General features: G+C 52.4%; 20 protein-coding genes. 3 read left to right on the top strand and 17 right to left on the bottom strand.

Annotated features, from left to right (window positions below; all coding sequences use genetic code 11):
- Positions 1-191 precede the first annotated feature (191 nt).
- The 15 genes from glmS to asnC all read right to left on the bottom strand — a co-directional run bounded on the left by glmS (position 192) and on the right by asnC (position 15,403).
- A complete protein-coding gene (gene glmS / locus HV318_RS13845) occupies positions 192-2,021 on the bottom strand; it encodes a glutamine--fructose-6-phosphate transaminase (isomerizing) (protein ID WP_182273202.1) in 1,830 nt (609 codons plus the stop codon).
- Positions 2,022-2,258: 237 nt separating this feature from the next.
- Positions 2,259-3,629, bottom strand: coding sequence for a bifunctional UDP-N-acetylglucosamine diphosphorylase/glucosamine-1-phosphate N-acetyltransferase GlmU (gene glmU, locus HV318_RS13850; protein WP_182273203.1), 1,371 nt, complete (start codon positions 3,627-3,629; stop codon positions 2,259-2,261).
- A gap of 290 nt (positions 3,630-3,919) precedes the next feature.
- A complete protein-coding gene (locus tag HV318_RS13855; protein ID WP_182273204.1) occupies positions 3,920-4,339 on the bottom strand; it encodes a F0F1 ATP synthase subunit epsilon in 420 nt (139 codons plus the stop codon).
- Positions 4,340-4,359: 20 nt separating this feature from the next.
- Positions 4,360-5,742 (bottom strand): F0F1 ATP synthase subunit beta, encoded by a 1,383-nt coding sequence (gene atpD, locus HV318_RS13860; protein WP_014072438.1) that lies wholly within the window; start codon positions 5,740-5,742, stop codon positions 4,360-4,362.
- A 31-nt stretch (positions 5,743-5,773) separates the two neighbouring features.
- On the bottom strand, positions 5,774-6,637 hold the full coding sequence (atpG, locus tag HV318_RS13865) for a F0F1 ATP synthase subunit gamma (RefSeq protein ID WP_182273205.1): 864 nt from the start codon (positions 6,635-6,637) through the stop codon (positions 5,774-5,776).
- A gap of 51 nt (positions 6,638-6,688) precedes the next feature.
- Entirely contained in the window at positions 6,689-8,230 is a 1,542-nt protein-coding gene (gene atpA / locus HV318_RS13870) for a F0F1 ATP synthase subunit alpha (RefSeq protein WP_006808751.1), read from the bottom strand.
- 12 nt (positions 8,231-8,242) lie between these two features.
- Entirely contained in the window at positions 8,243-8,776 is a 534-nt protein-coding gene (gene atpH / locus HV318_RS13875) for a F0F1 ATP synthase subunit delta (RefSeq protein WP_182273206.1), read from the bottom strand.
- A 14-nt stretch (positions 8,777-8,790) separates the two neighbouring features.
- Complete coding sequence (gene atpF, locus HV318_RS13880; RefSeq protein ID WP_182273207.1) at positions 8,791-9,261, bottom strand: F0F1 ATP synthase subunit B; 471 nt, start codon at positions 9,259-9,261, stop codon at positions 8,791-8,793.
- A 48-nt stretch (positions 9,262-9,309) separates the two neighbouring features.
- Positions 9,310-9,549, bottom strand: coding sequence for a F0F1 ATP synthase subunit C (gene atpE, locus HV318_RS13885; protein ID WP_000429386.1), 240 nt, complete (start codon positions 9,547-9,549; stop codon positions 9,310-9,312).
- Positions 9,550-9,598: 49 nt separating this feature from the next.
- Positions 9,599-10,414, bottom strand: a complete 816-nt coding sequence (atpB, locus tag HV318_RS13890) for a F0F1 ATP synthase subunit A (protein ID WP_182273208.1) — start codon at positions 10,412-10,414, stop codon at positions 9,599-9,601.
- A gap of 8 nt (positions 10,415-10,422) precedes the next feature.
- Entirely contained in the window at positions 10,423-10,803 is a 381-nt protein-coding gene (atpI, locus tag HV318_RS13895; protein ID WP_182273209.1) for a F0F1 ATP synthase subunit I, read from the bottom strand.
- A gap of 605 nt (positions 10,804-11,408) precedes the next feature.
- Entirely contained in the window at positions 11,409-12,032 is a 624-nt protein-coding gene (gene rsmG, locus HV318_RS13900; protein WP_182273210.1) for a 16S rRNA (guanine(527)-N(7))-methyltransferase RsmG, read from the bottom strand.
- Positions 12,033-12,140: 108 nt separating this feature from the next.
- Complete coding sequence (gene mnmG / locus HV318_RS13905; protein WP_023333918.1) at positions 12,141-14,030, bottom strand: tRNA uridine-5-carboxymethylaminomethyl(34) synthesis enzyme MnmG; 1,890 nt, start codon at positions 14,028-14,030, stop codon at positions 12,141-12,143.
- A 374-nt stretch (positions 14,031-14,404) separates the two neighbouring features.
- Positions 14,405-14,854: an FMN-binding protein MioC gene (gene mioC / locus HV318_RS13910; protein WP_182273211.1), complete on the bottom strand. Its 450-nt coding sequence runs from the start codon at positions 14,852-14,854 to the stop codon at positions 14,405-14,407.
- A 90-nt stretch (positions 14,855-14,944) separates the two neighbouring features.
- Positions 14,945-15,403, bottom strand: a complete 459-nt coding sequence (asnC, locus tag HV318_RS13915) for a transcriptional regulator AsnC (RefSeq protein WP_182273212.1) — start codon at positions 15,401-15,403, stop codon at positions 14,945-14,947.
- 151 nt (positions 15,404-15,554) lie between these two features.
- On the opposite strand from asnC, the gene asnA reads away from it, so the two are divergent.
- Positions 15,555-16,547 (top strand): aspartate--ammonia ligase, encoded by a 993-nt coding sequence (gene asnA / locus HV318_RS13920; protein ID WP_182273213.1) that lies wholly within the window; start codon positions 15,555-15,557, stop codon positions 16,545-16,547.
- On the opposite strand, the gene viaA is transcribed toward asnA, so the two are convergent.
- Both viaA and ravA read right to left on the bottom strand, forming a co-directional pair.
- Positions 16,548-17,999, bottom strand: a complete 1,452-nt coding sequence (gene viaA, locus HV318_RS13925) for an ATPase RavA stimulator ViaA (protein WP_182273214.1) — start codon at positions 17,997-17,999, stop codon at positions 16,548-16,550.
- Positions 17,993-19,489, bottom strand: coding sequence for an ATPase RavA (gene ravA / locus HV318_RS13930; protein ID WP_182273215.1), 1,497 nt, complete (start codon positions 19,487-19,489; stop codon positions 17,993-17,995). The genes viaA and ravA overlap by 7 nt, the downstream gene beginning before the upstream one ends.
- Positions 19,490-19,711: 222 nt before the next feature.
- Between ravA and kup the strand changes: the two genes are divergently transcribed.
- Entirely contained in the window at positions 19,712-21,580 is a 1,869-nt protein-coding gene (kup, locus tag HV318_RS13935) for a low affinity potassium transporter Kup (protein ID WP_182273216.1), read from the top strand.
- A gap of 227 nt (positions 21,581-21,807) precedes the next feature.
- Positions 21,808-22,227: a D-ribose pyranase gene (gene rbsD / locus HV318_RS13940; protein WP_182273217.1), complete on the top strand. Its 420-nt coding sequence runs from the start codon at positions 21,808-21,810 to the stop codon at positions 22,225-22,227.

Here is a 22,227-nt window from a genome sequence, read left to right on the forward strand (position 1 = left end):
CGAAACATTCTTTATTTATCATTGTGTTAGCCACTAAGATGACAGTGTGTTTTCAGAAATATTTTCTTTATGTGACACTGAAAAAAATAGCTGAAGATGACAGATTGTCATAAATAAAAACACGAAAGCGTTGATTAAAAACAAACCAGGAGGGGTAAAAAAGCTCCACCCGAAGGTGGAGCCTGAAGGGATTACTCTACAGTTACAGATTTCGCCAGGTTACGCGGCTGGTCTACGTCGGTGCCTTTGATCAGCGCCACGTGGTAAGCCAGCAGTTGCAGCGGAACGGTGTAGAAGATCGGGGCAATGACCTCTTCCACATGCGGCATATCAATGATGTGCATGTTATCGCTGCTGGTGAAACCGGCATCCTTATCAGCGAAGACATAAAGTACACCACCACGAGCGCGCACTTCTTCGATGTTAGATTTCAGTTTTTCCAGCAGTTCGTTGTTAGGTGCCACAACAATAACAGGCATATCCGCGTCAATCAGCGCCAGCGGGCCATGTTTCAGCTCGCCTGCCGCGTAGGCTTCAGCGTGGATATAGGAGATCTCTTTCAGCTTCAGTGCGCCTTCCAGCGCAATCGGATACTGATCGCCACGACCCAGGAACAGCGCGTGGTGTTTGTCGGAGAAATCTTCAGCCAGCTCTTCAATGCGTTTATCCTGCGACAGCATCTGTTCAATGCGGCTTGGCAGTGCCTGCAGACCATGAACGATATCATGCTCGACAGAAGCATCCAGACCTTTCAGACGCGCCAGTTTTGCCACCAGCATCAGCAGAACGGTCAGCTGGGTAGTAAACGCTTTGGTAGACGCTACGCCGATTTCAGTACCCGCTTTGGTCATCAGCGCCAGATCGGACTCACGCACCAGCGAAGAGCCAGGCACGTTACAAATCGCCAGAGAACCCAGGTAACCCAGCTCTTTGGAGAGACGCAGCGCCGCCAGGGTGTCCGCCGTTTCGCCAGACTGGGAAAGGGTGATCATCAGACTGTTACGACGCACAGCGGATTTGCGGTAGCGGAATTCAGAAGCGATTTCGACATCGCATGGTACGCCAGCCAGCGCTTCAAACCAGTAACGCGACACCATACCGGAGTTGTAAGACGTACCGCAGGCCACGATCTGAATATGCTCAACCTTACCGAGCAGTTCGTTAGCACTCGCACCCAACTCGCTCAGATCCACCTCACCGTGGCTGATACGCCCGGTCAGCGTGTTTTTGATGGCGTTTGGCTGCTCGTAAATCTCTTTCTGCATGTAGTGACGGTAAGCGCCTTTGTCGCCCGCGTCGTACTGCAGGTTAGATTCGATCTCCTGACGCTTCACAGGCGCGCCTTTGGTATCGAATACGGTCACGCTACGGCGCGTCACTTCCGCAATATCGCCTTCTTCCAGGAAGACAAAGCGACGGGTAACTGGCAGCAGAGCCAGCTGATCGGAAGCGATAAAGTTTTCACCCATACCCAGACCGATAACCATCGGGCTACCGGAACGCGCTGCCAGCAGGGTGGACGGGTCGCGGGAATCCATGATCACCGTACCGTACGCACCACGCAGCTGTGGGATAGCACGCAGCACGGCATCACGCAGTGTGCCGCCCTGCTTCAGCTCCCAGTGAACCAGGTGAGCAATCACTTCGGTGTCAGTTTCAGAGACGAAGGTATAGCCACGCGCTTTCAGCTCTTCGCGCAGCGGTTCGTGGTTTTCAATAATACCGTTATGCACCACCACGATGTGTTCAGACACATGCGGGTGCGCGTTGCCTTCAGACGGTTCGCCGTGAGTCGCCCAGCGGGTATGCGCAATACCCGTACCACCGTGCAGCGGATGTTCTTCCGCGGCCTGAGCCAGCATCTGCACTTTACCGAGGCGGCGCAGACGGGTCATATGACCCTCTTCATCTACGACAGCCAGACCGGCAGAGTCGTAGCCACGGTATTCCAGACGACGTAAACCTTCGAGAAGGATTTCAGCAATATCACGCTGCGCAACTGCGCCAACAATTCCACACATAGTTTTAGATTCCGAATTTAGGCATAACGCCTGCGTTGTCGCTGACCTGTATTTACCCTTTCCGGGCACCCCGAGCCTTGTAGAGAGTGGGGCTATTTTTATAAGTACTGCTATTGGGTGGAGGATTATATTATCCCCTCATCCCGACCCTCTCCCCAAAGGGGTGAGGGAGAAAAACACCGCACCGAACGTTCCCTTCTCCCTTTGGGGAGAGGGTTAGGGTGAGGAGTGAATCTGTTACTTCTTCTTCACCGGGCGTTTCCAGCCCTGTTTGTGCACCTGCGGTACACGGCTTAACACCAGCTCGTTATCCGCCACGTCTCGCGTTACGGTCGTCCCGGCAGCAATGGTCACGCCGTTGCCTACGGTGACAGGTGCCACCAGCTGCGTGTCGGAACCGACAAACACGTCATCACCAATGATAGTTTTAAACTTATTGGCACCGTCATAGTTACAGGTGATCGTCCCTGCACCAATGTTCACGTTATCGCCAATTTCCGCGTCGCCCAGATAGGTCAAGTGACCGGCTTTGGAGCCTTTACCCAGACGCGCTTTTTTCATCTCAACGAAGTTACCCACATGAGCGCCTTCCAGCAGCTCAGCACCCGGACGCAGACGTGCAAACGGGCCAATGGTACATGCCGCATCCAGACGGGCATCTTCCACCACACTGTAGGGGCTAATTTCGCAGTCGTCACCGATGATGCTGTTTTTGATAACACAGCCGCTGCCAATTTTAACGCGATTGCCAAGCTGAACGTGACCTTCAACAATAACGTTAGTATCAATCTCAACGTCGCGCCCGTGCGACAAGGTTCCGCGCAGATCAAAACGCGCCGGATCGCGCAGCATAACCCCCGCCAGCAGCAGTTTTTCCACCTGTTCGGATTGATAAACGCGTTCCAGACGGGAAAGCTGCAGACGGTTATTTACCCCTTCCGTTTCACTGATACGTGCAGGATGTACCGCAGCAATCTCATGCCCTTCCTGATACGCCATCGCAATGATGTCGGTGATGTAATATTCACCCTGGGCATTGTTGTTGTTGAGTTTTGACAGCCAGCGCTTCAGATCCGCGCCATTGGCAATCAGGATGCCGGTGTTGATTTCCTGAATCTGACGCTGAACGTCGCTGGCATCTTTGTGCTCAACGATACCCGTTACGTTGCCGTTTTCACGGGTAATGCGGCCATAGCCACTTGGATCGTCCAGCACGACGGTTAACAGGCCGATGCCGCCCTGAGGTTTGGCTTCACGCAGGCGAGCCAGCGTTTCAACAGAGATCAGCGGGACGTCACCGTAAAGCATCAGGATGTCTTCGTCATCAGCAAAGAAGGGGGCTGCCTGCTGCATCGCATGGCCAGTACCCAACTGTTCTGCCTGAAGTACCCAGTTGAGCGCGTTATCATCCAACGTTTCTTTCAGCAGATCGCCACCGTGTCCGTAAACCAAATGCACCTGGCGAGCACCAAGTTCATTCGCGGCATCAATGACATGCTGCACCATTGGCTTTCCTGCCAGGGTGTGCAGTACCTTCGGAAGATCGGAATACATGCGGGTACCTTTACCAGCGGCAAGGATGACCACGCTCATCGTATTGTTCAACATACGCGTCCTGACTGTAATTTGAGTGAGAAGTAAAACCCTTCGACGTTGAAAATTCTACATATTTTTCGCCATAAAATGGAATGGCGTTAAAACGCTCAACACCGGGCATTACGGGCTATTTGAAGATACTTTTTAGGGCAGAGTAAATCACTTTTTCTCTGAGAAATAGCTTTCTTGCAGTAAGTCACCAGTTCTCACAATGGCTTAACCATTTTTCGCACCGGGAATAAAGATCCATAAAAAAAGCCAGTCTGGAAACCAGACTGGCTTTTGTGCTTTTCAAGCCGGTGTTACATCGCTTTTTTGGTCAACTCGATAACGCGCAGTTTCGCGATCGCTTTGGCCAGTTCCGCAGACGCCTGAGCGTAATCCACGTCACCATGAGAGCTGCTAATGTGCTCTTCAGCCTTACGCTTCGATTCCAGGGCTCGCGCTTCGTCGAGATCCTGGCCACGAATAGCGGTATCGGCCAGAACGGTCACACTACCAGGCTGCACTTCAAGAATGCCGCCGGACAGATAGATAAACTCTTCGTGACCGAACTGTTTAACGATGCGGATCATACCAGGCTTAATGGCGGTGAGCAGCGGTGCGTGGCCTGGGTAAATGCCCAGTTCACCTTCACTACCCGTTACCTGGATTTTCTCGACCAGACCAGAGAACATTTGTTGCTCTGCGCTGACGACGTCCAGGTGGTAAGTCATTGCCATATCACCCTCCGATTAAGGCGTTAAAGTTTTTTGGCTTTTTCCACGGCTTCGTCGATGGAACCAACCATGTAGAACGCCTGCTCTGGCAGGTGATCGTATTCGCCTTCCATGATGCCTTTAAAGCCACGGATGGTGTCTTTCAGGGAAACGTATTTACCCGGAGAACCGGTGAATACTTCCGCAACGAAGAACGGCTGGGACAGGAAGCGCTGGATCTTACGCGCACGTGCTACCACCAGTTTGTCTTCTTCAGACAGTTCATCCATACCCAGGATGGCGATGATGTCTTTCAGTTCCTGGTAACGCTGCAGCAGGGACTGTACGCCACGCGCGGTGTCGTAGTGTTCCTGACCAACAACCAGTGGATCCAGCTGACGGCTGGTGGAGTCCAGCGGGTCAACGGCCGGGTAGATACCCAGAGACGCGATCTGACGGCTCAGTACCACGGTTGCATCTAAGTGAGCAAAGGTGGTGGCTGGTGATGGGTCAGTCAAGTCATCCGCAGGTACGTATACCGCCTGAACGGAGGTGATAGAACCGGTTTTGGTAGAGGTGATACGTTCCTGAAGAACACCCATCTCTTCCGCAAGCGTAGGCTGGTAACCTACCGCTGAAGGCATACGACCCAGCAGTGCAGATACTTCCGTACCGGCCAGGGTGTAACGGTAGATGTTATCGACGAACAGCAGAACGTCACGACCTTCGTCACGGAACTTCTCAGCCATAGTCAGACCGGTCAGCGCAACGCGCAGACGGTTTCCTGGTGGCTCGTTCATCTGGCCGTAAACCAGGGATACTTTGTCCAGAACGTTGGAGTCGGTCATTTCGTGGTAGAAGTCGTTACCCTCACGAGTACGTTCACCTACGCCCGCAAATACGGAGTAACCGGAGTGCTCGATCGCGATGTTACGGATCAGCTCCATCATGTTTACGGTTTTACCTACACCCGCACCACCGAACAGACCAACTTTACCGCCCTTCGCAAACGGACACATCAGGTCGATAACTTTGATACCGGTTTCCAGCAGTTCCTGAGAGCTGGACAGCTCTTCGTAGGAAGGTGCTGCGCGGTGGATAGCCCAACGCTCTTCTTCACCGATGTCGCCTTTCATGTCGATTGGGTGACCCAATACGTTCATGATACGACCCAGTGTTGCTTTACCTACCGGGACTTCGATCGGGTGTTCAAGGTCTTTAACTTCCAGACCACGACGCAGACCGTCGGAAGAACCCATCGCGATGGTACGCACGATACCGCCGCCGAGCTGCTGCTGAACTTCCAGCACCAGGCTCTCGTTACCATTCTGTACCTCAAGCGCATCGTACACGCGCGGTACGGCGTCCTGAGGGAACTCGACGTCCACCACGGCGCCGATTACCTGGACAATCTTTCCAGTAGCCATCTTGAATCCTCTACGTAATTCGTAAACCTGGTTAAACCGCGGCGGCCCCCGAGACGATCTCGGTGAGTTCCTGAGTAATGCTGGCCTGACGAGCTTTGTTGTAAACCAACTGCAGCTCTTTAATCAGGCTGCCGCCATTATCGGTCGCGGCTTTCATCGCCACCATTCGTGCGGCCTGCTCGCTGGCCAGGTTTTCTACAACGCCCTGATAAACCTGAGATTCAACGTAACGACGCAGCAGAGTATCCAACAGCGGTTTCGGATCGGGTTCATACAGGTAATCCCAGGATTTTTGCTTCAGCGCTTCATCTTCTGATGCCGGTAAAGGCAGCATCTGAGTGAGCGTTGGAACCTGAGACATGGTGTTAATAAATTTGTTGCTGACAACGTACAGTCTGTCCAGACGGCCTTCATCATAGGCCTGCAACATCACTTTAACCGGGCCGATCAGTTCGGACAGGGATGGGTTATCACCCATACCGGTCACCTGAGCGACAATGTTGCCACCAACGGAGTTAAAGAAAGAAACGCCCTTAGAGCCGATCATTGCGATATCGCACTGAACGCCTTTTTCGGACCAGGCTTTCATATCCGCCAGTAGTTTTTTGAACAGGTTAATGTTCAAGCCGCCACACAGACCACGGTCGGTCGACACCACCAGGTAGCCCACGCGCTTAACGTCGCGTTCTTCCAGGTAAGGGTGCTTATATTCCAGATTACCGTTCGCAAGGTGACCAATCACTTTGCGCATGGTATCTGCATAAGGACGGCTGGCCGCCATGCGATCCTGCGATTTACGCATTTTGGAAGCGGCGACCATTTCCATCGCTTTAGTGATCTTCTGCGTGTTCTGGACGCTTGCGATCTTACTACGTATCTCTTTTGCGCCGGCCATGAGCTTCTCCTCAATGCCAGGCGGCTTGTCCTGAGACAAGCCGCCGGACGATTACCAGGATTGGGTTGCTTTGAAGGAATCGAGGATAGCTTTCAGCTTGCCTTCGATTTCGTCGTTATAGCCACCGGTCTGGTTGATCTCTTGCATCAGCGGAGCGTGATCACGGTCAACGTAAGCCAACAGAGCGGCTTCGAAGCTACCGATTTTCGCCAGTTCCACATCTTCGAGGTAACCGCGTTCAGCCGCGAACAGTACCAGGCCCTGCTGAGCAACAGACATTGGAGCGTACTGTTTCTGCTTCAGCAGCTCGGTCACTTTCTGACCGTGGCTCAGCTGTTTACGGGTTGCTTCGTCCAGATCGGATGCGAACTGAGAGAACGCAGCCAGTTCACGATACTGTGCCAGCGCGGTACGGATACCACCGGACAGTTTCTTGATGATCTTGGTCTGAGCAGCACCACCAACACGGGATACGGAGATACCCGGGTTAACCGCCGGACGAATACCGGAGTTAAACAGGTTGGTTTCCAGGAAGATCTGACCATCGGTAATGGAGATTACGTTGGTCGGAACGAACGCAGAAACGTCACCCGCCTGGGTTTCAATGATCGGCAGAGCGGTCAGAGAGCCCGTTTTACCCTTCACTTCACCTTTGGTGAAGTTCTCGACGTATTCCGCGTTAACGCGGGAAGCACGCTCCAGCAGACGAGAGTGGAGGTAGAATACGTCGCCAGGGAACGCTTCACGTCCTGGTGGACGACGGAGCAGCAGGGAAACCTGACGATAAGCAACAGCCTGTTTAGACAGGTCATCGTATACGATCAGTGCATCTTCACCGCGGTCACGGAAGTATTCGCCCATTGCGCAACCAGCATATGGTGCCAGGTATTGCAGTGCAGCAGATTCAGACGCAGTCGCCACAACAACGATGGTGTTAGACAGTGCGCCGTGCTCTTCCAGTTTACGAACCACGTTGGAAATGGTGGACGCTTTCTGGCCGATAGCCACGTACACACATTTGATGCCGGAGTCACGCTGGTTGATGATGGCGTCGATAGCCATCGCGGTTTTACCGGTCTGACGGTCACCGATGATCAGTTCACGCTGACCACGACCGATTGGGATCATGGCATCAACGGATTTATAACCAGTCTGTACTGGCTGATCAACGGACTGACGGTCGATAACGCCCGGTGCGATAACTTCGATTGGAGAGAAGCCATCGTGCTCAACCGGACCTTTACCGTCGATTGGCGCACCCAGGGTGTTAACTACACGACCCAGCAGGCCACGGCCAACCGGTACTTCCAGAATACGGCCAGTACACTTAACCTTCATGCCTTCGGCGAGGTCAGCGTATGGGCCCATCACAACTGCACCTACGGAGTCGCGCTCCAGGTTCAGTGCGATAGCGTAACGGTTACCCGGCAGGGAGATCATTTCACCCTGCATACAATCGGCCAGGCCGTGGATGCGGATAACACCGTCGCTTACAGAAACAATAGTACCTTCGTTGTGAGCTTCACTCACAACACTGAACTGAGCAATGCGCTGCTTGATCAGTTCGCTGATTTCGGTGGAATTCAGTTGCATGCTCCAGTCCCCTTAAGACTGCAAGACGTCTGCAAGGCGCTCAAGACGGCCGCGTACGCTGCCATCAATGACCATATCACCCGAACGGATGATTACGCCTGCCATTACAGACTTATCGATTTTGCAATTCAGCTTAACTTTGCGTGACAGACGTTTTTCCATCGCGGAAGTAATCTTCGAAAGCTGTTCGTTACTCAGTTCATTCGCAGAAGTCACTTCAACTTCAGCGGTAGCTTCACTAAGGGCACGTAAGTGCTCGAACTGCTCAAGAACATCCGGAAGCACGCGCAGACGACCGTTTTCAGCCATCACCTTAATCAGGTTCTGGCCGCTGGCATCCAGTTGCTCTCCGCACACGGCGATAAACGACGCGGCGAGAGTTTCAGGCGCTAATGCACCGGAAAGCAACTCAGCCATTTGTTCGTTTTTCGTCACCTCAGCGGCAAACGCCAGCATATCCTGCCAGCGATCGACATTTTGGTGTTCGACAGCAAAGTCAAAAGCTGCTTTGGCGTAGGGGCGAGCTACCGTAACAAATTCAGACATCAGCCCCTCCCTCCTTACAGTTCAGCGACAAGTTTGTCCACGATGTCGCTGTTAGCAGCTTCATCCACGGAACGTTCGATGATCTTCTCGGCGCCAGCAACAGCCAGAATCGCAACCTGCTTACGCAGTTCTTCACGAGCACGTTTACGCTCAGCATCAATTTCAGCCTGAGCTTGTGACACGATCTTAGTACGTTCCTGTTCTGCTTCAGCTTTGGCTTCGTCCAGGATCTGAGCACGGCGTTTGTTAGCCTGTTCGATGATTACCTGAGCTTCCGCTTTCGCTTTTTTCAGCTGGTCTGTCGCGTTGGCCTGTGCAAGGTCCAAATCTTTCTTAGCGCGTTCTGCAGAAGCCAGACCGTCAGCAATTTCTTTCTGACGTTTTTCGATGGCAGCCATTAAAGGCGGCCATACATACTTCATGCAGAACCAGACAAAGAGAATAAACGCGATGGCCTGGCCGAGGATTGTTGCGTTCATGTTCACAGCACAATACCTCTTAAATTTCTGTGGCTTAGGGTTTTAAAACAGCTACTACGCGACAGCAAACATCACGTACAGACCCAGACCTACAGCGATCATTGGGATAGCATCCACCAGACCCATAACGATAAAGAACTGAGTACGCAGCAGAGGAATCAGATCCGGTTGACGCGCTGCGCCTTCCAGGAATTTACCCCCGAGGATGCCGATACCGATCGCAGCACCGATAGCCGCCAGACCCATCATCACAGCGGCAGCCATGTACAGCAGATCCATATTCAGGTTTTCCATGACAGTCTCCAGTTTGTTTCAATTAAAACGTAGTAGTGTTGGTAAAGAATCAGTGCTCTTCAGATGCCATCGACAGATAGACAATCGTCAGAACCATGAAGATAAAGGCTTGCAGCGTAATGATCAGGATGTGGAAAATGGCCCACGGCACATTAAGAATCCACTGTGACCACCACGGCAGAAGACCCGCGATCAGAATGAAAATCAGCTCACCCGCATACATGTTGCCGAACAGTCGCAGACCCAGTGATACAGGCTTGGACAGCAGGCTAACGCCTTCCAGGATCAGGTTGACCGGAATGAACGCCCAGTGGTTGAACGGCTGCAAGGTAAGCTCTTTCACAAAGCCGCTTACGCCTTTCATTTTGATGCTGTAGAAAAGAATCAGGATAAATACGCCGAGCGCCATCGACAGGGTGATGTTCACGTCAGCAGACGGAACCACGCGCAGCGCTGGCAGACCGAGAACATGCTCGCCGATCCACGGAATAAAATCGATAGGCAGAAGGTCCATCAGGTTCATCAGGAACACCCAAACGAACACGGTCAGGGCCAGTGGAGCAATCAGCTTGCTCTTGCCATGGTACATGTCTTTGACGCTACCATGCACGAAGCCGATGATCATCTCGACGAACGTCTGGAATTTCCCTGGAACACCGCTGGTCGCCCTTTTAGCAACACCGCGGAACATGGCCAGGAACAGAAGACCCAACACCACCGAGAAGAACATGGAGTCGATGTTGATCGTCCAGAAGGTGGCCGGGGGGTTATGCGGATCCACCAGCGAGAATGTACGCAGGTCCAGCTGAAGGTTATTCAGATGGTGACCTATGTAATCCTGCGGCGTCATATTTTCTGAAGCCATGATGCCTTTTACCCTTTGTTGTTGATTACAGCTGGAGCCAGAACTTGTACCACCAGCACCAAAACCCACGTTGCTATCAGCGGCATTAATACCACTTTCAAAACCGCCAGCGCCATCACCAGTAGAGCAAAGGTCAGCAACACCTTACACACTTCGCCCAGAGCGAAGGACCAGGCCACGCGGCCTTTGGCGGGTGTATGCGCCTGATGACGCCAGGCAAAAATCATAAACAATACGTTTGGCAGAACAACCGCCAAACCCCCGCACACGGCGGAGATGCCCCAGAAGGGGTCTTTGAGGCTAAACAGCAGTCCACTTGCTATCACAGCCAGAAACTGAATGAACAGAAGCTTACGAGCAACGTTTCTACTCAAGAGCGACACAGACATCACGTTTTTACTCCTGCTCCCTTCGAGGTATGTCGCGTGTCGTATAAAACGTCCTTTAAGGCTCGGAGTCAAGCATCAAAAAGCGGACAAATTATACGGTGCGCACCCGTGATTTCAAACATTAAGTAGCGAAAAGGTGAATAAATGTTTAAATATTTTTCCCCGTCGCTATTTTTTAACTTTTGACTAAAGCATCGACCTTCGGACAAAACTGCAAACAGCGCGAAAACGTTGATGACAAAGCGTGCACGGGATCACAAAATACACATTTCCGATAAGGCTGCATTTATCACGGTTAATTTCATCTTTATGAAATTAAAGATAAAATATAGTCACTATTTTCAAAACAGCCCTGTATACAACAAAAACCTTTCATTGACATTCTTAATAAATATTTAACATCACGTTCTTGTTGCGACGTCCCACTTTTAGCAGACTGATATTTTCACTGTTGATTATCTTCATGGTGAACAATACCTGTGAAGTTAACCGTAAGAAAATCCTTAGTAAAAATAAGGTTAAATTAACTTCAGCTAAATCTCTTTAGTTGTGCTGTTTTTTAACACATTGAGAACAGCACAAATTCCACATTTTTTATTAATTTTTTAAAAAATGTTTGCCTTAATTATCACCAGATGGCGCTCACCGTCGAGCTGAGGAATCTGTAATTTCTCAATGGATTCGACAGAATAACCGTCCGGAAGCTGCTCAATTTCTTCGCCTGGAAGCTGCCCTTTCAGCGCATAGAAACGACCATTCTCAGCAGGCAGATGCTTGCACCAGCTCACCATGTCGTTCAGTGAGGCAAATGCACGGCTGATAACACCATCAAACGGCGGCTCAGCCGGGAACTCCTCTACCCTGCTCTGCACAGGCGTAATGTTTTCAAGCTTCAGCTCATGCTGCACCTGGCGTAAAAAGCGCACGCGCTTGCCCAGGCTGTCCAGCAGAGTGAAATGGCTCTCAGGACGGACAATCGACAACGGGATACCCGGTAGCCCCGGCCCCGTCCCAACGTCGATAAAGCGCTCACCGCTCAGATATGGAGCCACCACGATACTGTCGAGGATATGGCGAATCAGCATCTCGTTGGGGTCGCGCACAGACGTCAGATTGTACGCTTTGTTCCATTTGTTCAGCATATCGACATAAGCCACCAGCTGGTTTTTCTGGTGATCGGTGAGCGAAATACCTGCCTGATCCAGCAGACGAGAGAGTTTATTGAGCACAGTGAATACCTGTTTAGAAATAATTTGCCCGGTGGCGCTAACGCTTACCGGGCCTGCAAAGCTGTAGAGCGGGTCAGCAAAACGCCGCCCGCCAAAAAACAAAAGTGATTACGCGCTACGACGCAGCATACCTTGCTTTTTCAACCACACCAGCAGAATTGAAATCGCGGCAGGTGTGACGCCGGAGATACGGGATGCCTGGCCGATAGACACAGGTTTGTGATCGTTCAGCTTGGCGATCACTTCATTGGAAAGGCCAGTCACCTGACGATAGTCCAGCATTTCCGGCAGCAGCGTGTTTTCGTTGCGCTGCTGTTTTTCGATCTCATCCTGCTGACGCGCGATATAACCTTCGTATTTTACCTGGATTTCAACCTGCTCAGCCGCTTCAGCGTCTTCAAGGCCTGGAGCGAACGCTGTCAGTTTAACCAGGTTCTCATAGGTCACTTCCGGACGACGCAGCAAGTCTTCACCACTGGCTTCGCGAGAGAGCGGCGCAGTCAAGTGAGCGTTCACTTCGGCAGCAGTTTCCGCCTGCGGGTTGACCCACGTTGTCTTCAGGCGCTGACGTTCCTGTTCGATGCGTTCCAGTTTCTCGTTGAAACGCGCCCAGCGTTCGTCATCCACCAGACCCAGCTCACGACCCATTTCGGTCAGACGCAGGTCGGCATTATCTTCGCGCAGCATCAGGCGATATTCTGCACGAGAGGTAAACATACGGTACGGTTCTTTGGTACCCAGGGTGCAGAGATCGTCGACCAGAACACCCAGGTAAGCCTGAGAACGTCCCGGTGCCCAGCCCTCTTTCTCAGCGGAGAAGCGTGCAGCGTTCAGACCTGCAAGCAGACCCTGTGCGGCAGCTTCTTCGTAACCGGTAGTGCCGTTGATCTGACCCGCGAAGAACAGGCCGTGGATGAACTTGCTCTCCAGAGTTGGCTTCAGGTCACGCGGATCGAAGAAATCGTACTCAATAGCGTAGCCTGGACGAACAATTTTAGCGTTCTCCATACCTTGCATTGAGCGAACAATTTGCATCTGAACGTCAAACGGCAGGCTGGTGGAGATACCGTTCGGGTAAATTTCGTTAGATGTCAGTCCTTCCGGCTCCAGGAAGATCTGGTGCTGGTTACGATCGGCAAAGCGCATCACCTTGTCTTCGATCGACGGGCAGTAACGCGGGCCGATCCCTTCGATCACACCCGCGTACATTGGGCTACGATCGAGATTATTGCGGATCACGTCATGTGTTTTTTCGTTGGTATGCGTGATGTAACACGGTACCTGCTGTGGATGCTGAGCAGCATTTCCCATGAACGAGAACACCGGCATTGGGTTATCGCCATGCTGTTGCGCCAGCACGCTAAAATCTATGGTACGAGCATCAATACGCGGCGGCGTCCCGGTTTTCAGGCGGCTGACGCGCAGCGGCAGTTCACGCAAACGGCGTGAAAGGGGAATAGACGGCGGATCGCCAGCACGGCCACCGCTGTAGTTATCCAGGCCGATATGAATTTTACCATCCAGGAATGTCCCGACGGTCAGCACAACGGCTTTAGCGCGGAACTTAAGCCCCATCTGGGTAACAGCACCAACGACGCGATCGTTCTCAACGATAAGATCTTCCACTGCCTGCTGGAAGATCATCAGATTTGGCTGGTTCTCCAGCGCAGTGCGTACAGCCTGACGGTAAAGCACACGGTCAGCCTGAGCTCGGGTTGCACGGACCGCAGGGCCTTTACTCGCGTTTAGTATCCTAAACTGGATGCCCGCCTGATCGATAGCTTTCGCCATCAGGCCGCCAAGTGCATCCACTTCTTTTACCAGGTGTCCTTTCCCAATGCCGCCAATCGCCGGGTTACAGGACATTTGTCCCAGCGTGTCGATATTGTGTGTCAAAAGCAGGGTCTGCTGACCCATTCGCGCTGCGGCCATTGCGGCCTCAGTGCCTGCATGACCCCCGCCAATGATAATGACGTCAAAAGGATCCTGATAAAACATGGTGGTCTGCCTCGCGTAAAGCGGTATGAAAATGGATTGAAGCCCGGGCCGTGGATTCTACTCAACTTTAGTCTTTCGAGAAAGCATTGGGATCCTGGGCTATTAAAAAGAAGATCTTTTTATTTAGAGATCTGTTCTATTGTGATCTCTTATTAGGATCGCGAACCTTTGTGGATAAGTCCGATCTCGCAAAGAAGATCATGTAGTTAGAAAGGATCGTTTGCTGTGAATGATCGGTGATCCTGGCCAGTATAAGCTGGGATCAGATCGCGACTTTATACACAGGGCAAAAACGGCCTCTACGTTATTCTTTGGATAACTACTGCTTAATACGAGCTTTTAACCAGAGTTATCCACATCTGTTCGCGCGATCTTTAACCGTTTTTGAGTAAATTTTTCCATTCACCCAGCCAGACTTCCGCTGGATCTTCCGGAATATCATGATCGAGGATGTTGATCTTCAACGTTTCGCCCAGTTGTTTTGCCCCACAAGCGACGATGGCAGCTTCAACTTTCTCTATTGCACCGCAGAAGGTGTCATATTCGCGGCTGCCAATGCCGACTGCGCCAAAGCGGACGCTGGACAGGTCAGGCTGTTGTTCCTGCAGCTCGTCATATAAAGGTTGCAGGTTATCCGGGAGATCGCCTGCGCCGTGCGTGGAGGTGATCAGCAGCCAGATCCCATCTGTCGGGAGATCTTCAAGCAATGGCCCGTGCAGGGTTTCTGTGGAAAAGCCCGCATCTTCCAGCTTTTCAGCCAGATGTTCCGCAACATATTCCGCGCCACCCAGGGTGCTGCCGCTGATAAGAGTAATGTCCGCCATTGATCGCTCGCTCAGATAAAGAGGCGGTCATTGTACGCTGTGAACGAGCTGGGATCTACCTGTGGAAAATGTGGGAATGAATTTGCCCGATCATGGGCGAATTGTACGCATGATCGGGTTTTGCAGGGAGATCAGTGTCTCGGTGGACTGAATTTCATCGATTGTTTGGATCTTGTTGATAAGTACCTGCTGGAGGGCATCAATGGATCGGCACATCACTTTTATAAAGATGCTGTAGTGTCCGGTGGTGTAGTACGCCTCGGTGACCTCATCAAGGGCGTTCAGCTTTGCCAGAGCGGAAGGGTAGTCTTTGGCGCTTTTGAGAATTATGCCAATGAAGCAGCACACGTCATAACCCAGCTGCCTGGGGCTGACATCAATACGTGCGCCGGTAATGATCCCCGCCTGTTTCATTTTCTCTACGCGAACGTGAATTGTCCCCGGGCTGACACCAAACTGTTTCGCCAGTTCGGCGTAGGCGGTGCGCGCATTAGCCATTAAGACTTCCAGGATGCCGCGGTCCAGATTGTCGATCTGATAATTTTCCATATGTTTTTCTTATGAAGATTAATGAATCTCTCTATTCTAGCGCTACATTTTAATGAATCAAAAGTGAAGGTGGCTTTTTGTTGTTTGATTATTGAATTGAGTGCCATTTTTGTTGCTTAATCAATACCAACAGGACGCAGGAGTATAAATAATGAAAACCGCTTACATCGCAAAACAACGCCAGATCAGTTTCGTTAAATCCCATTTTTCCCGCCAGCTGGAAGATAAGCTTGGCCTGATTGAAGTTCAGGCTCCGATTCTTAGCCGAGTGGGGGACGGGACGCAGGATAACTTGTCCGGATGCGAAAAAGCGGTACAGGTGAAAGTGAAAACACTGCCAGATGCTCAGTTCGAAGTGGTTCATTCACTGGCGAAATGGAAGCGTCAAACCCTGGGGCAACACGACTTCAGCGCAGGCGAAGGGTTGTACACGCACATGAAAGCCCTTCGCCCCGATGAAGACCGCCTGTCAGCGATTCATTCTGTCTACGTTGACCAGTGGGACTGGGAGCGCGTGATGGGGGATGGCGAGCGCCACGTAGGTACCTTGAAATCTACCGTTGAGGCGATCTACGCCGGGATCAAAGCCACCGAAGCCGCAGTGAGCAAAGAGTTTGGCCTGGCACCGTTCCTGCCGGAATCGATCCACTTTGTTCACAGTCAGGATCTGCTGACCCGCTTCCCGGATCTGGATGCCAAAGGTCGTGAACGGGCGATAGCCAAAGAGCTGGGTGCTGTGTTCCTGATAGGGATTGGCGGCAAGCTCTCTGACGGTAAACATCACGATGTTCGCGCGCCGGATTATGATGACTGGAGCACGGTGGGCGAAAGTGAATTCGAGGGTCTGAACGGTGATATTCTGGTCTGGAACCCGGTGCTGGAAGATGCGTTTGAACTTTCTTCTATGGGGATCCGCGTGGATGCTGACGCGCTGAAACGTCAGCTGGCGGTCACCGGTGATGAAGAGCGTCTGCAGCTGGAGTGGCACCAGGCGCTGTTGCGCGGTGAAATGCCTCAGACCATTGGCGGCGGTATTGGTCAGTCCCGTCTGACCATGTTATTGCTGCAACTCTCTCATATTGGTCAGGTACAGTGTGGTGTCTGGCCACAGCAGGTACGTGAAAGCGTCGGTTCCCTTCTTTAATTAATGCCGCCAGCGTCTGAGCAGGCGGCTACGCAACCCGGTATCAAAGCGCCAGATATGATCGAAGATGCGCATGATGCCGGGTTTTCCATGTGCTGACATCGCCACGGCATGAAAACGGTGATGATGCACCCGCTGTAACTCCTTCACTTTATTGACCACGTCATCCGGCAGTCGCTGAGCAATAAAATCGGAAATCACCACCGCGTCAGCGTCGTACCACTCTCCGCCCTGCATACGTTCGACAATGCTACGAAAACAGCTGGCCAGATCGGTACCGCCACGAAAACGCTGGCTTAAAAAGCGGATTGCCTGCTCGATGCCCTGCTGGCTCGTCAGTTCGTAGCTCACCACTTCGCTGGAGAACAGCATGATGAAGCATCGACGTCGGTCTGCGAGCGCCACGCGCATCAGAGCCAGGCAGAATGCTTTTGCACATTGTTCATTAAAACCGCCCATCGAACCGGATGTATCCACGCAAACAATAAAAGGCCCGCGAGGCTGTTCATCAAAATCCTGATGGATGACAGGACGTTGGCTGAGCTTCTCGCGCCAGGCTTCACCGTGCAGACGATAGGTCAGGAGCTGTTTTTCTACCAGCCGACGGTAAAATTCATATTCCAGCTCGGTCATCCCCAGCGTGCTCAGTTCGGTGGGCAACAGACGTAAAATGTCATTACTTTGCTGTAAGCCATCTACCTGTTCCGGTACGGTTGCTGGCTCACGAACCAGGGTGCGGAAGGTTTCCATTGGGGCATCTTTCTTTGGAACGGACTTTGCCTCCCTTGAACGACCAAGCTGCTCCGCAAGTTTCATGAGTTCCGGCTGCTGTGCCAGAAAGTCACCGTACTTCACGATCAGCTGGTAGTCACCGCGCCGTAACTGCCCGGCGCTCATATCCCAGAGACGTCCGGCAGCGTTTTCATTTTCCACCAGCACCTGTTCCAGCTGACCACTCAGCGTCATCCGTTCCTGTACTTCGCTGAGCAGTTGCTCGCGTTCTTCATCCAGTAGCTGCTGGTTGAGGGTGGTGGCCTGAACGACCAGGCTGAGTCGCCAGCGCTGTAAAAACAGGGTATGCAGTGCCGGGGTAAAGGTGGCGTTATCCGTGACCAGCGTCCGGGCCTGGCTGGCAAAGGGAGAGTGTACTTTATCGAGCAACGTCAGCGTTTGGGGAAGCTGGACGATAAACTGCGGCGTCGAAAGCCGCTGGCACTGTTGATAGCAAGCGACCTCTTCCGTCAGCTCCGGCGGGACTTCGGTCTCTTTGAATCGCTGCCGCAGATTATCGCGCCAGCGCGGGAGATCGTCGGTCATCGCCTTTTTGAGCTTTGGAAATTTTTCAAAAAAGGCCGCCAGCTGTGGCGAAGCCAGCAGCGTAATCACGACCTCTTCGATCAGCCCTTCTTCACTGACCGCCAGCATGACGTTAAGTGTGTCCAGCGTTAGCATTGACGCGCCTGTTTGATCTGCGCGCTGACATCCTGCAGGCTGGATTCGATACGACCTAACCAGTCGCTATGAATAAAGAGGCATTTTTGCTGTTCACTGAAGCGCGTGTGCTGCTGGTGCCATTCGGTATCCAGCGCTTCCAGGTGCTGTTTGATCTCTTCTGGTACGCTATCGGAGGTTGTTCCGGGTAAAGCAAGACGCGATCCCTGCAGGCTCACATCGCGGATCACCAGATGCTGGCTGCTATCCACTTCCATATTGAGCGGCTGTGCAAAACCGATGCCGTTAAGCTTGCCACGGATCTCACCGCTCTTATCGAGCCATTGCGCCAGCGCCTCGCGCTCAATCGTAACGTGAACCACCTGCATGTCATGAAGTTTAAGCGGTTGCTGGAGCAATAGCGTAAGCGTCGTGCTCGTCAGCCCGGCAGGTAGCTCATAGTGCGGTTTACGGGCAAACATACCGCCAAGACGGTTCACTTTCAGCGCCGTTTTATCACTTTGCTGTTGCTGAAGCTGGATGCGTCGTTGGGCAATCGCTCCGAGCTGGTTGAGCATCGACTGCTGGCCCCAGGCGTGTCCGGTCATCAATATTTCAAGCTGCTGCTGCATCAGATTCATACCTTCTGCATCGTGCCAGAGACAATCTTTTAGCAGGATCAGATCTATAGGTGCAACTGCATCACGCCCGCTGAATAAGGCGCTTGCCTGCAACAGGCGGATCGCTTTTTTCCAGCGACGGTCGGAGACATACGGTGCAGAGGGCAGTAAATCAAGCTGCTGTCGCAGCATGAAAATCAGCTCAAAAACGGCATCAGGCAGTTTGATTTTGCCAATATCCTGCTGCCATTGGTGATACTCCTCATCTGTCACCTGTAGTGAAGCGGATACCGGGTTTTCATTCTCATCTTGCTGGCTTACCAGCATGGAGCGGAAGTTTGCTTTGTCCTGCACTTTGTCTAACCACAGGCGGATCAGCATACGGTCATACAGTGCTTCCAGGCTGCTGTCGGCTTCAGGCAGTTCGTTTGATGCCGCCACCAACAGGCGCATCGGGATTTTCTCTTCGCTTGCGCCATTGCGGAACCGACGTTCGTTAATTGCCGTGAGCAGCGTGTTCAGTATGGCCGGGCCAGCTTTCCAGATCTCATCAAGAAAAACGATTTCCGCTTCCGGGAGATACCCTTCTGTCAGACGTTGATAACGTCCCTCATCTTTCAGCGCCTGTATGGAAAGCGGGCCGAAAACTTCTTCGGGGGTGGAAAAACGGGTCATCAGGTATTCGAAGGCGCGTGCATTCTGAAAAGCAAACTTCAGCCGACGGGCAATCAGGCTTTTAGCAATACCTGGGGGACCAAGTAAAAATACGCTTTCACCGCTCAGTGCCGCCAGTAAACAAAGGCGAATGGCGTGGCTACGCTCGAAAAGACCTTTCTCCAGCGCCCCGCTGAGACGGGAAATTCTTTCTGCTAATAAATGTGAGTGAGCCATAATAGTTTTGCATCCTTTCGCCGTCGTGGCGGCCAATTGAAGCGAGTATAGACGTTTCAGTCAGGGCTGGTAATAGACTGAAGTGCGGCGCAATTTTCTTTGCGCTACATTAATGTGGTTGCATTTAGGGGTACGATTTTGCACTGAATCGTGCATACTGTGCGCTTTTTGTGGGCCAAGGGACTAAGCACACATTTGTTATTTACACGAAAAGACTAGTCTATGAGCACTGATAATAAACAATCATTACCCGCAATAACGCTTGCGGCGATCGGGGTTGTCTACGGTGATATCGGCACCAGCCCGCTTTATACGCTTCGTGAATGTCTGTCCGGTCAGTTTGGCTTTGGTGTTGAACGTGATGCCGTGTTTGGCTTCCTGTCACTCATCTTCTGGCTGTTGGTCCTGGTCGTGTCTGTAAAATACCTGTCCTTCGTGATGCGTGCAGATAACGCGGGTGAAGGGGGGATACTGACGCTGATGTCGCTTGCCGGGCGCAATACGTCCGCCAGAATGACGTCGGTACTGGTTATCATCGGCCTGATTGGCGGCAGTTTCTTCTATGGGGAAGTGGTGATCACGCCCGCGATCTCGGTTCTCTCGGCGATAGAGGGGCTTGAGATTATCGCGCCGCAGCTCGATACGTGGGTTGTCCCGCTGGCCATCATTGTTCTGACGTTGCTGTTTATAATCCAGAAACACGGTACCGGGCTGGTAGGGAAACTGTTCGCCCCGATTATGTTTGCCTGGTTCCTGGTTCTCGCGGCGCTGGGCTTGCGCAGCATTATTGCCAACCCGGAAGTGCTGCAGGCGCTGAACCCGTACTGGGCGGTGCATTTCTTCCTGGAATACAAAGTGGTTTCCTTTGTGGCGCTGGGGGCGGTCGTGCTGTCCATCACCGGTGTTGAAGCGCTGTATGCTGATATGGGGCACTTCGGGAAACTGCCTATCCGTGTGGCATGGTTTGTTGTGGTGTTGCCGTCGCTGGTGCTGAACTACTTCGGCCAGGGCGCACTGCTGCTCGATAATCCGGAAGCGATTAAGAACCCGTTCTTCCTGCTGGCCCCGGACTGGGCGCTGGTACCTATGTTGATCCTCGCCACCCTGGCGACAGTGATTGCCTCTCAGGCGGTGATTTCTGGCGTGTTCTCCCTGACGCGTCAGGCCGTGCGTTTGGGTTATCTCTCCCCAATGCGCATCATCCATACATCGGAAATGGAGTCGGGTCAGATTTACATCCCGTTCATTAACTGGTTGCTCTATTTTTCGGTTGTTATCGTTATCGTTAGCTTTGAGCACTCCAGTAATCTGGCTGCAGCCTACGGTATTGCTGTAACCGGTACGATGGTGCTGACGTCGATTCTCTCTGCCACAGTGGCACACCGAAACTGGCACTGGAATAAACTCCTTGTGGGGGTGATTCTGACAGGTTTCCTGTGTATCGACGTGCCGCTGTTCTCTGCGAACCTCGACAAGATTGTCTCCGGTGGCTGGCTGCCGCTCACGCTGGGTCTGGTGATGTTCATTGTGATGACGACATGGAAGAGCGAGCGTTTCCGCCTGTTGCGTCGCATACATGAACACGGTAATTCTCTGGATGCGATGATTGCTTCGCTGGAGAAATCCCCGCCAGTTCGTGTACCGGGTACCGCGGTGTATATGTCTCGTGCGCTGAACGTGATCCCGTTCGCGCTGATGCATAACCTCAAGCACAATAAGGTGCTGCACGAACGCGTGATCCTGCTGACGCTGCGCACTGAAGATGCCCCGTATGTTCACAACGTACGCCGCGTACAGATTGAGCAACTGTCACCGACCTTCTGGCGCGTGGTGGCAAGCTACGGCTGGCGTGAAACACCAAACGTGGAAGAGGTGTTCCATCGCTGTGGTCTGGAAGGGCTGAGCTGTCGCATGATGGAGACATCGTTCTTCATGTCACACGAGTCGCTGATTATGGGCAAGCGTCCGTGGTATCTGCGTCTGCGTGGCAAGCTATACCTTATTCTGCAGCGTAACGCCCTGCGCGCACCTGACCAGTTTGAGATCCCGCCTAACCGTGTGATTGAGCTGGGGACGCAGGTCGAGATTTAATCTCCTCTGCGGTCTGGTGCCCTCACCCTAACCCTCTCCCGCAAGGAGAGGGCGCAAACATAAAAAACGGTAACCAGAGGGTTACCGTTTTGCATTTATCTCCCTCAACATTTCACTTAGCGAAACGTTTCGACGCTGATCACAAATCTGTTACGTCACGGTGGTTTTCTGAACACTCTTGAGACTAAACTGATTTTAGCGAAACGTTTCGCTAGTGGAGCAAGAAAATGAAGAAAGGCACTGTACTCAACTCAGAAATCTCATCGGTTATTTCCCGTCTTGGGCATACCGATACGCTGGTAGTTTGCGATGCAGGCTTACCGGTTCCGCACAGCACAACCCGTATTGATATGGCGTTAACGCAGGGCGTACCCTCGTTCATGCAGGTACTGGATGTGGTGACTGCGGAGATGCAGGTTGAGGCGGCCATTCTCGCGGCGGAAATCAAACAACATAATCCGCAACTCCACGAAACGTTGCTCAGCCACATTGAGCAACTGCAACAACACCAGGGAAACACCATAGAAATTCGTTACACAACGCACGAGCAGTTCAAACAACAAACCGCAGACAGTCAGGCGGTGATTCGCAGCGGGGAGTGTTCCCCGTATGCGAATATTATTCTCTGTGCTGGCGTCACCTTCTGA

The sequence above is a fragment of the Enterobacter sp. RHBSTW-00901 genome, from assembly GCF_014103115.1.
GTDB lineage: Bacteria > Pseudomonadota > Gammaproteobacteria > Enterobacterales > Enterobacteriaceae > Enterobacter > Enterobacter cloacae_P.

Excerpts from the sequence above, each read along its gene's own strand:
- glmS (WP_182273202.1), bottom strand. The coding sequence starts at position 2,021 with ATGTGTGGAATTGTTGGCGCAGTTGCGCAGCGTGATATTGCTGAAATC.
- glmU (WP_182273203.1), bottom strand. The coding sequence starts at position 3,629 with ATGTTGAACAATACGATGAGCGTGGTCATCCTTGCCGCTGGTAAAGGT.
- HV318_RS13855 (WP_182273204.1), bottom strand. The coding sequence starts at position 4,339 with ATGGCAATGACTTACCACCTGGACGTCGTCAGCGCAGAGCAACAAATG.
- atpD (WP_014072438.1), bottom strand. The coding sequence starts at position 5,742 with ATGGCTACTGGAAAGATTGTCCAGGTAATCGGCGCCGTGGTGGACGTC.
- atpG (WP_182273205.1), bottom strand. The coding sequence starts at position 6,637 with ATGGCCGGCGCAAAAGAGATACGTAGTAAGATCGCAAGCGTCCAGAAC.
- atpA (WP_006808751.1), bottom strand. The coding sequence starts at position 8,230 with ATGCAACTGAATTCCACCGAAATCAGCGAACTGATCAAGCAGCGCATT.
- atpH (WP_182273206.1), bottom strand. The coding sequence starts at position 8,776 with ATGTCTGAATTTGTTACGGTAGCTCGCCCCTACGCCAAAGCAGCTTTT.
- atpE (WP_000429386.1), bottom strand. The coding sequence starts at position 9,549 with ATGGAAAACCTGAATATGGATCTGCTGTACATGGCTGCCGCTGTGATG.
- atpB (WP_182273208.1), bottom strand. The coding sequence starts at position 10,414 with ATGGCTTCAGAAAATATGACGCCGCAGGATTACATAGGTCACCATCTG.
- atpI (WP_182273209.1), bottom strand. The coding sequence starts at position 10,803 with ATGTCTGTGTCGCTCTTGAGTAGAAACGTTGCTCGTAAGCTTCTGTTC.
- mnmG (WP_023333918.1), bottom strand. The coding sequence starts at position 14,030 with ATGTTTTATCAGGATCCTTTTGACGTCATTATCATTGGCGGGGGTCAT.
- mioC (WP_182273211.1), bottom strand. The coding sequence starts at position 14,854 with ATGGCGGACATTACTCTTATCAGCGGCAGCACCCTGGGTGGCGCGGAA.
- asnC (WP_182273212.1), bottom strand. The coding sequence starts at position 15,403 with ATGGAAAATTATCAGATCGACAATCTGGACCGCGGCATCCTGGAAGTC.
- asnA (WP_182273213.1), top strand. The coding sequence starts at position 15,555 with ATGAAAACCGCTTACATCGCAAAACAACGCCAGATCAGTTTCGTTAAA.
- viaA (WP_182273214.1), bottom strand. The coding sequence starts at position 17,999 with ATGCTAACGCTGGACACACTTAACGTCATGCTGGCGGTCAGTGAAGAA.
- ravA (WP_182273215.1), bottom strand. The coding sequence starts at position 19,489 with ATGGCTCACTCACATTTATTAGCAGAAAGAATTTCCCGTCTCAGCGGG.
- kup (WP_182273216.1), top strand. The coding sequence starts at position 19,712 with ATGAGCACTGATAATAAACAATCATTACCCGCAATAACGCTTGCGGCG.
- rbsD (WP_182273217.1), top strand. The coding sequence starts at position 21,808 with ATGAAGAAAGGCACTGTACTCAACTCAGAAATCTCATCGGTTATTTCC.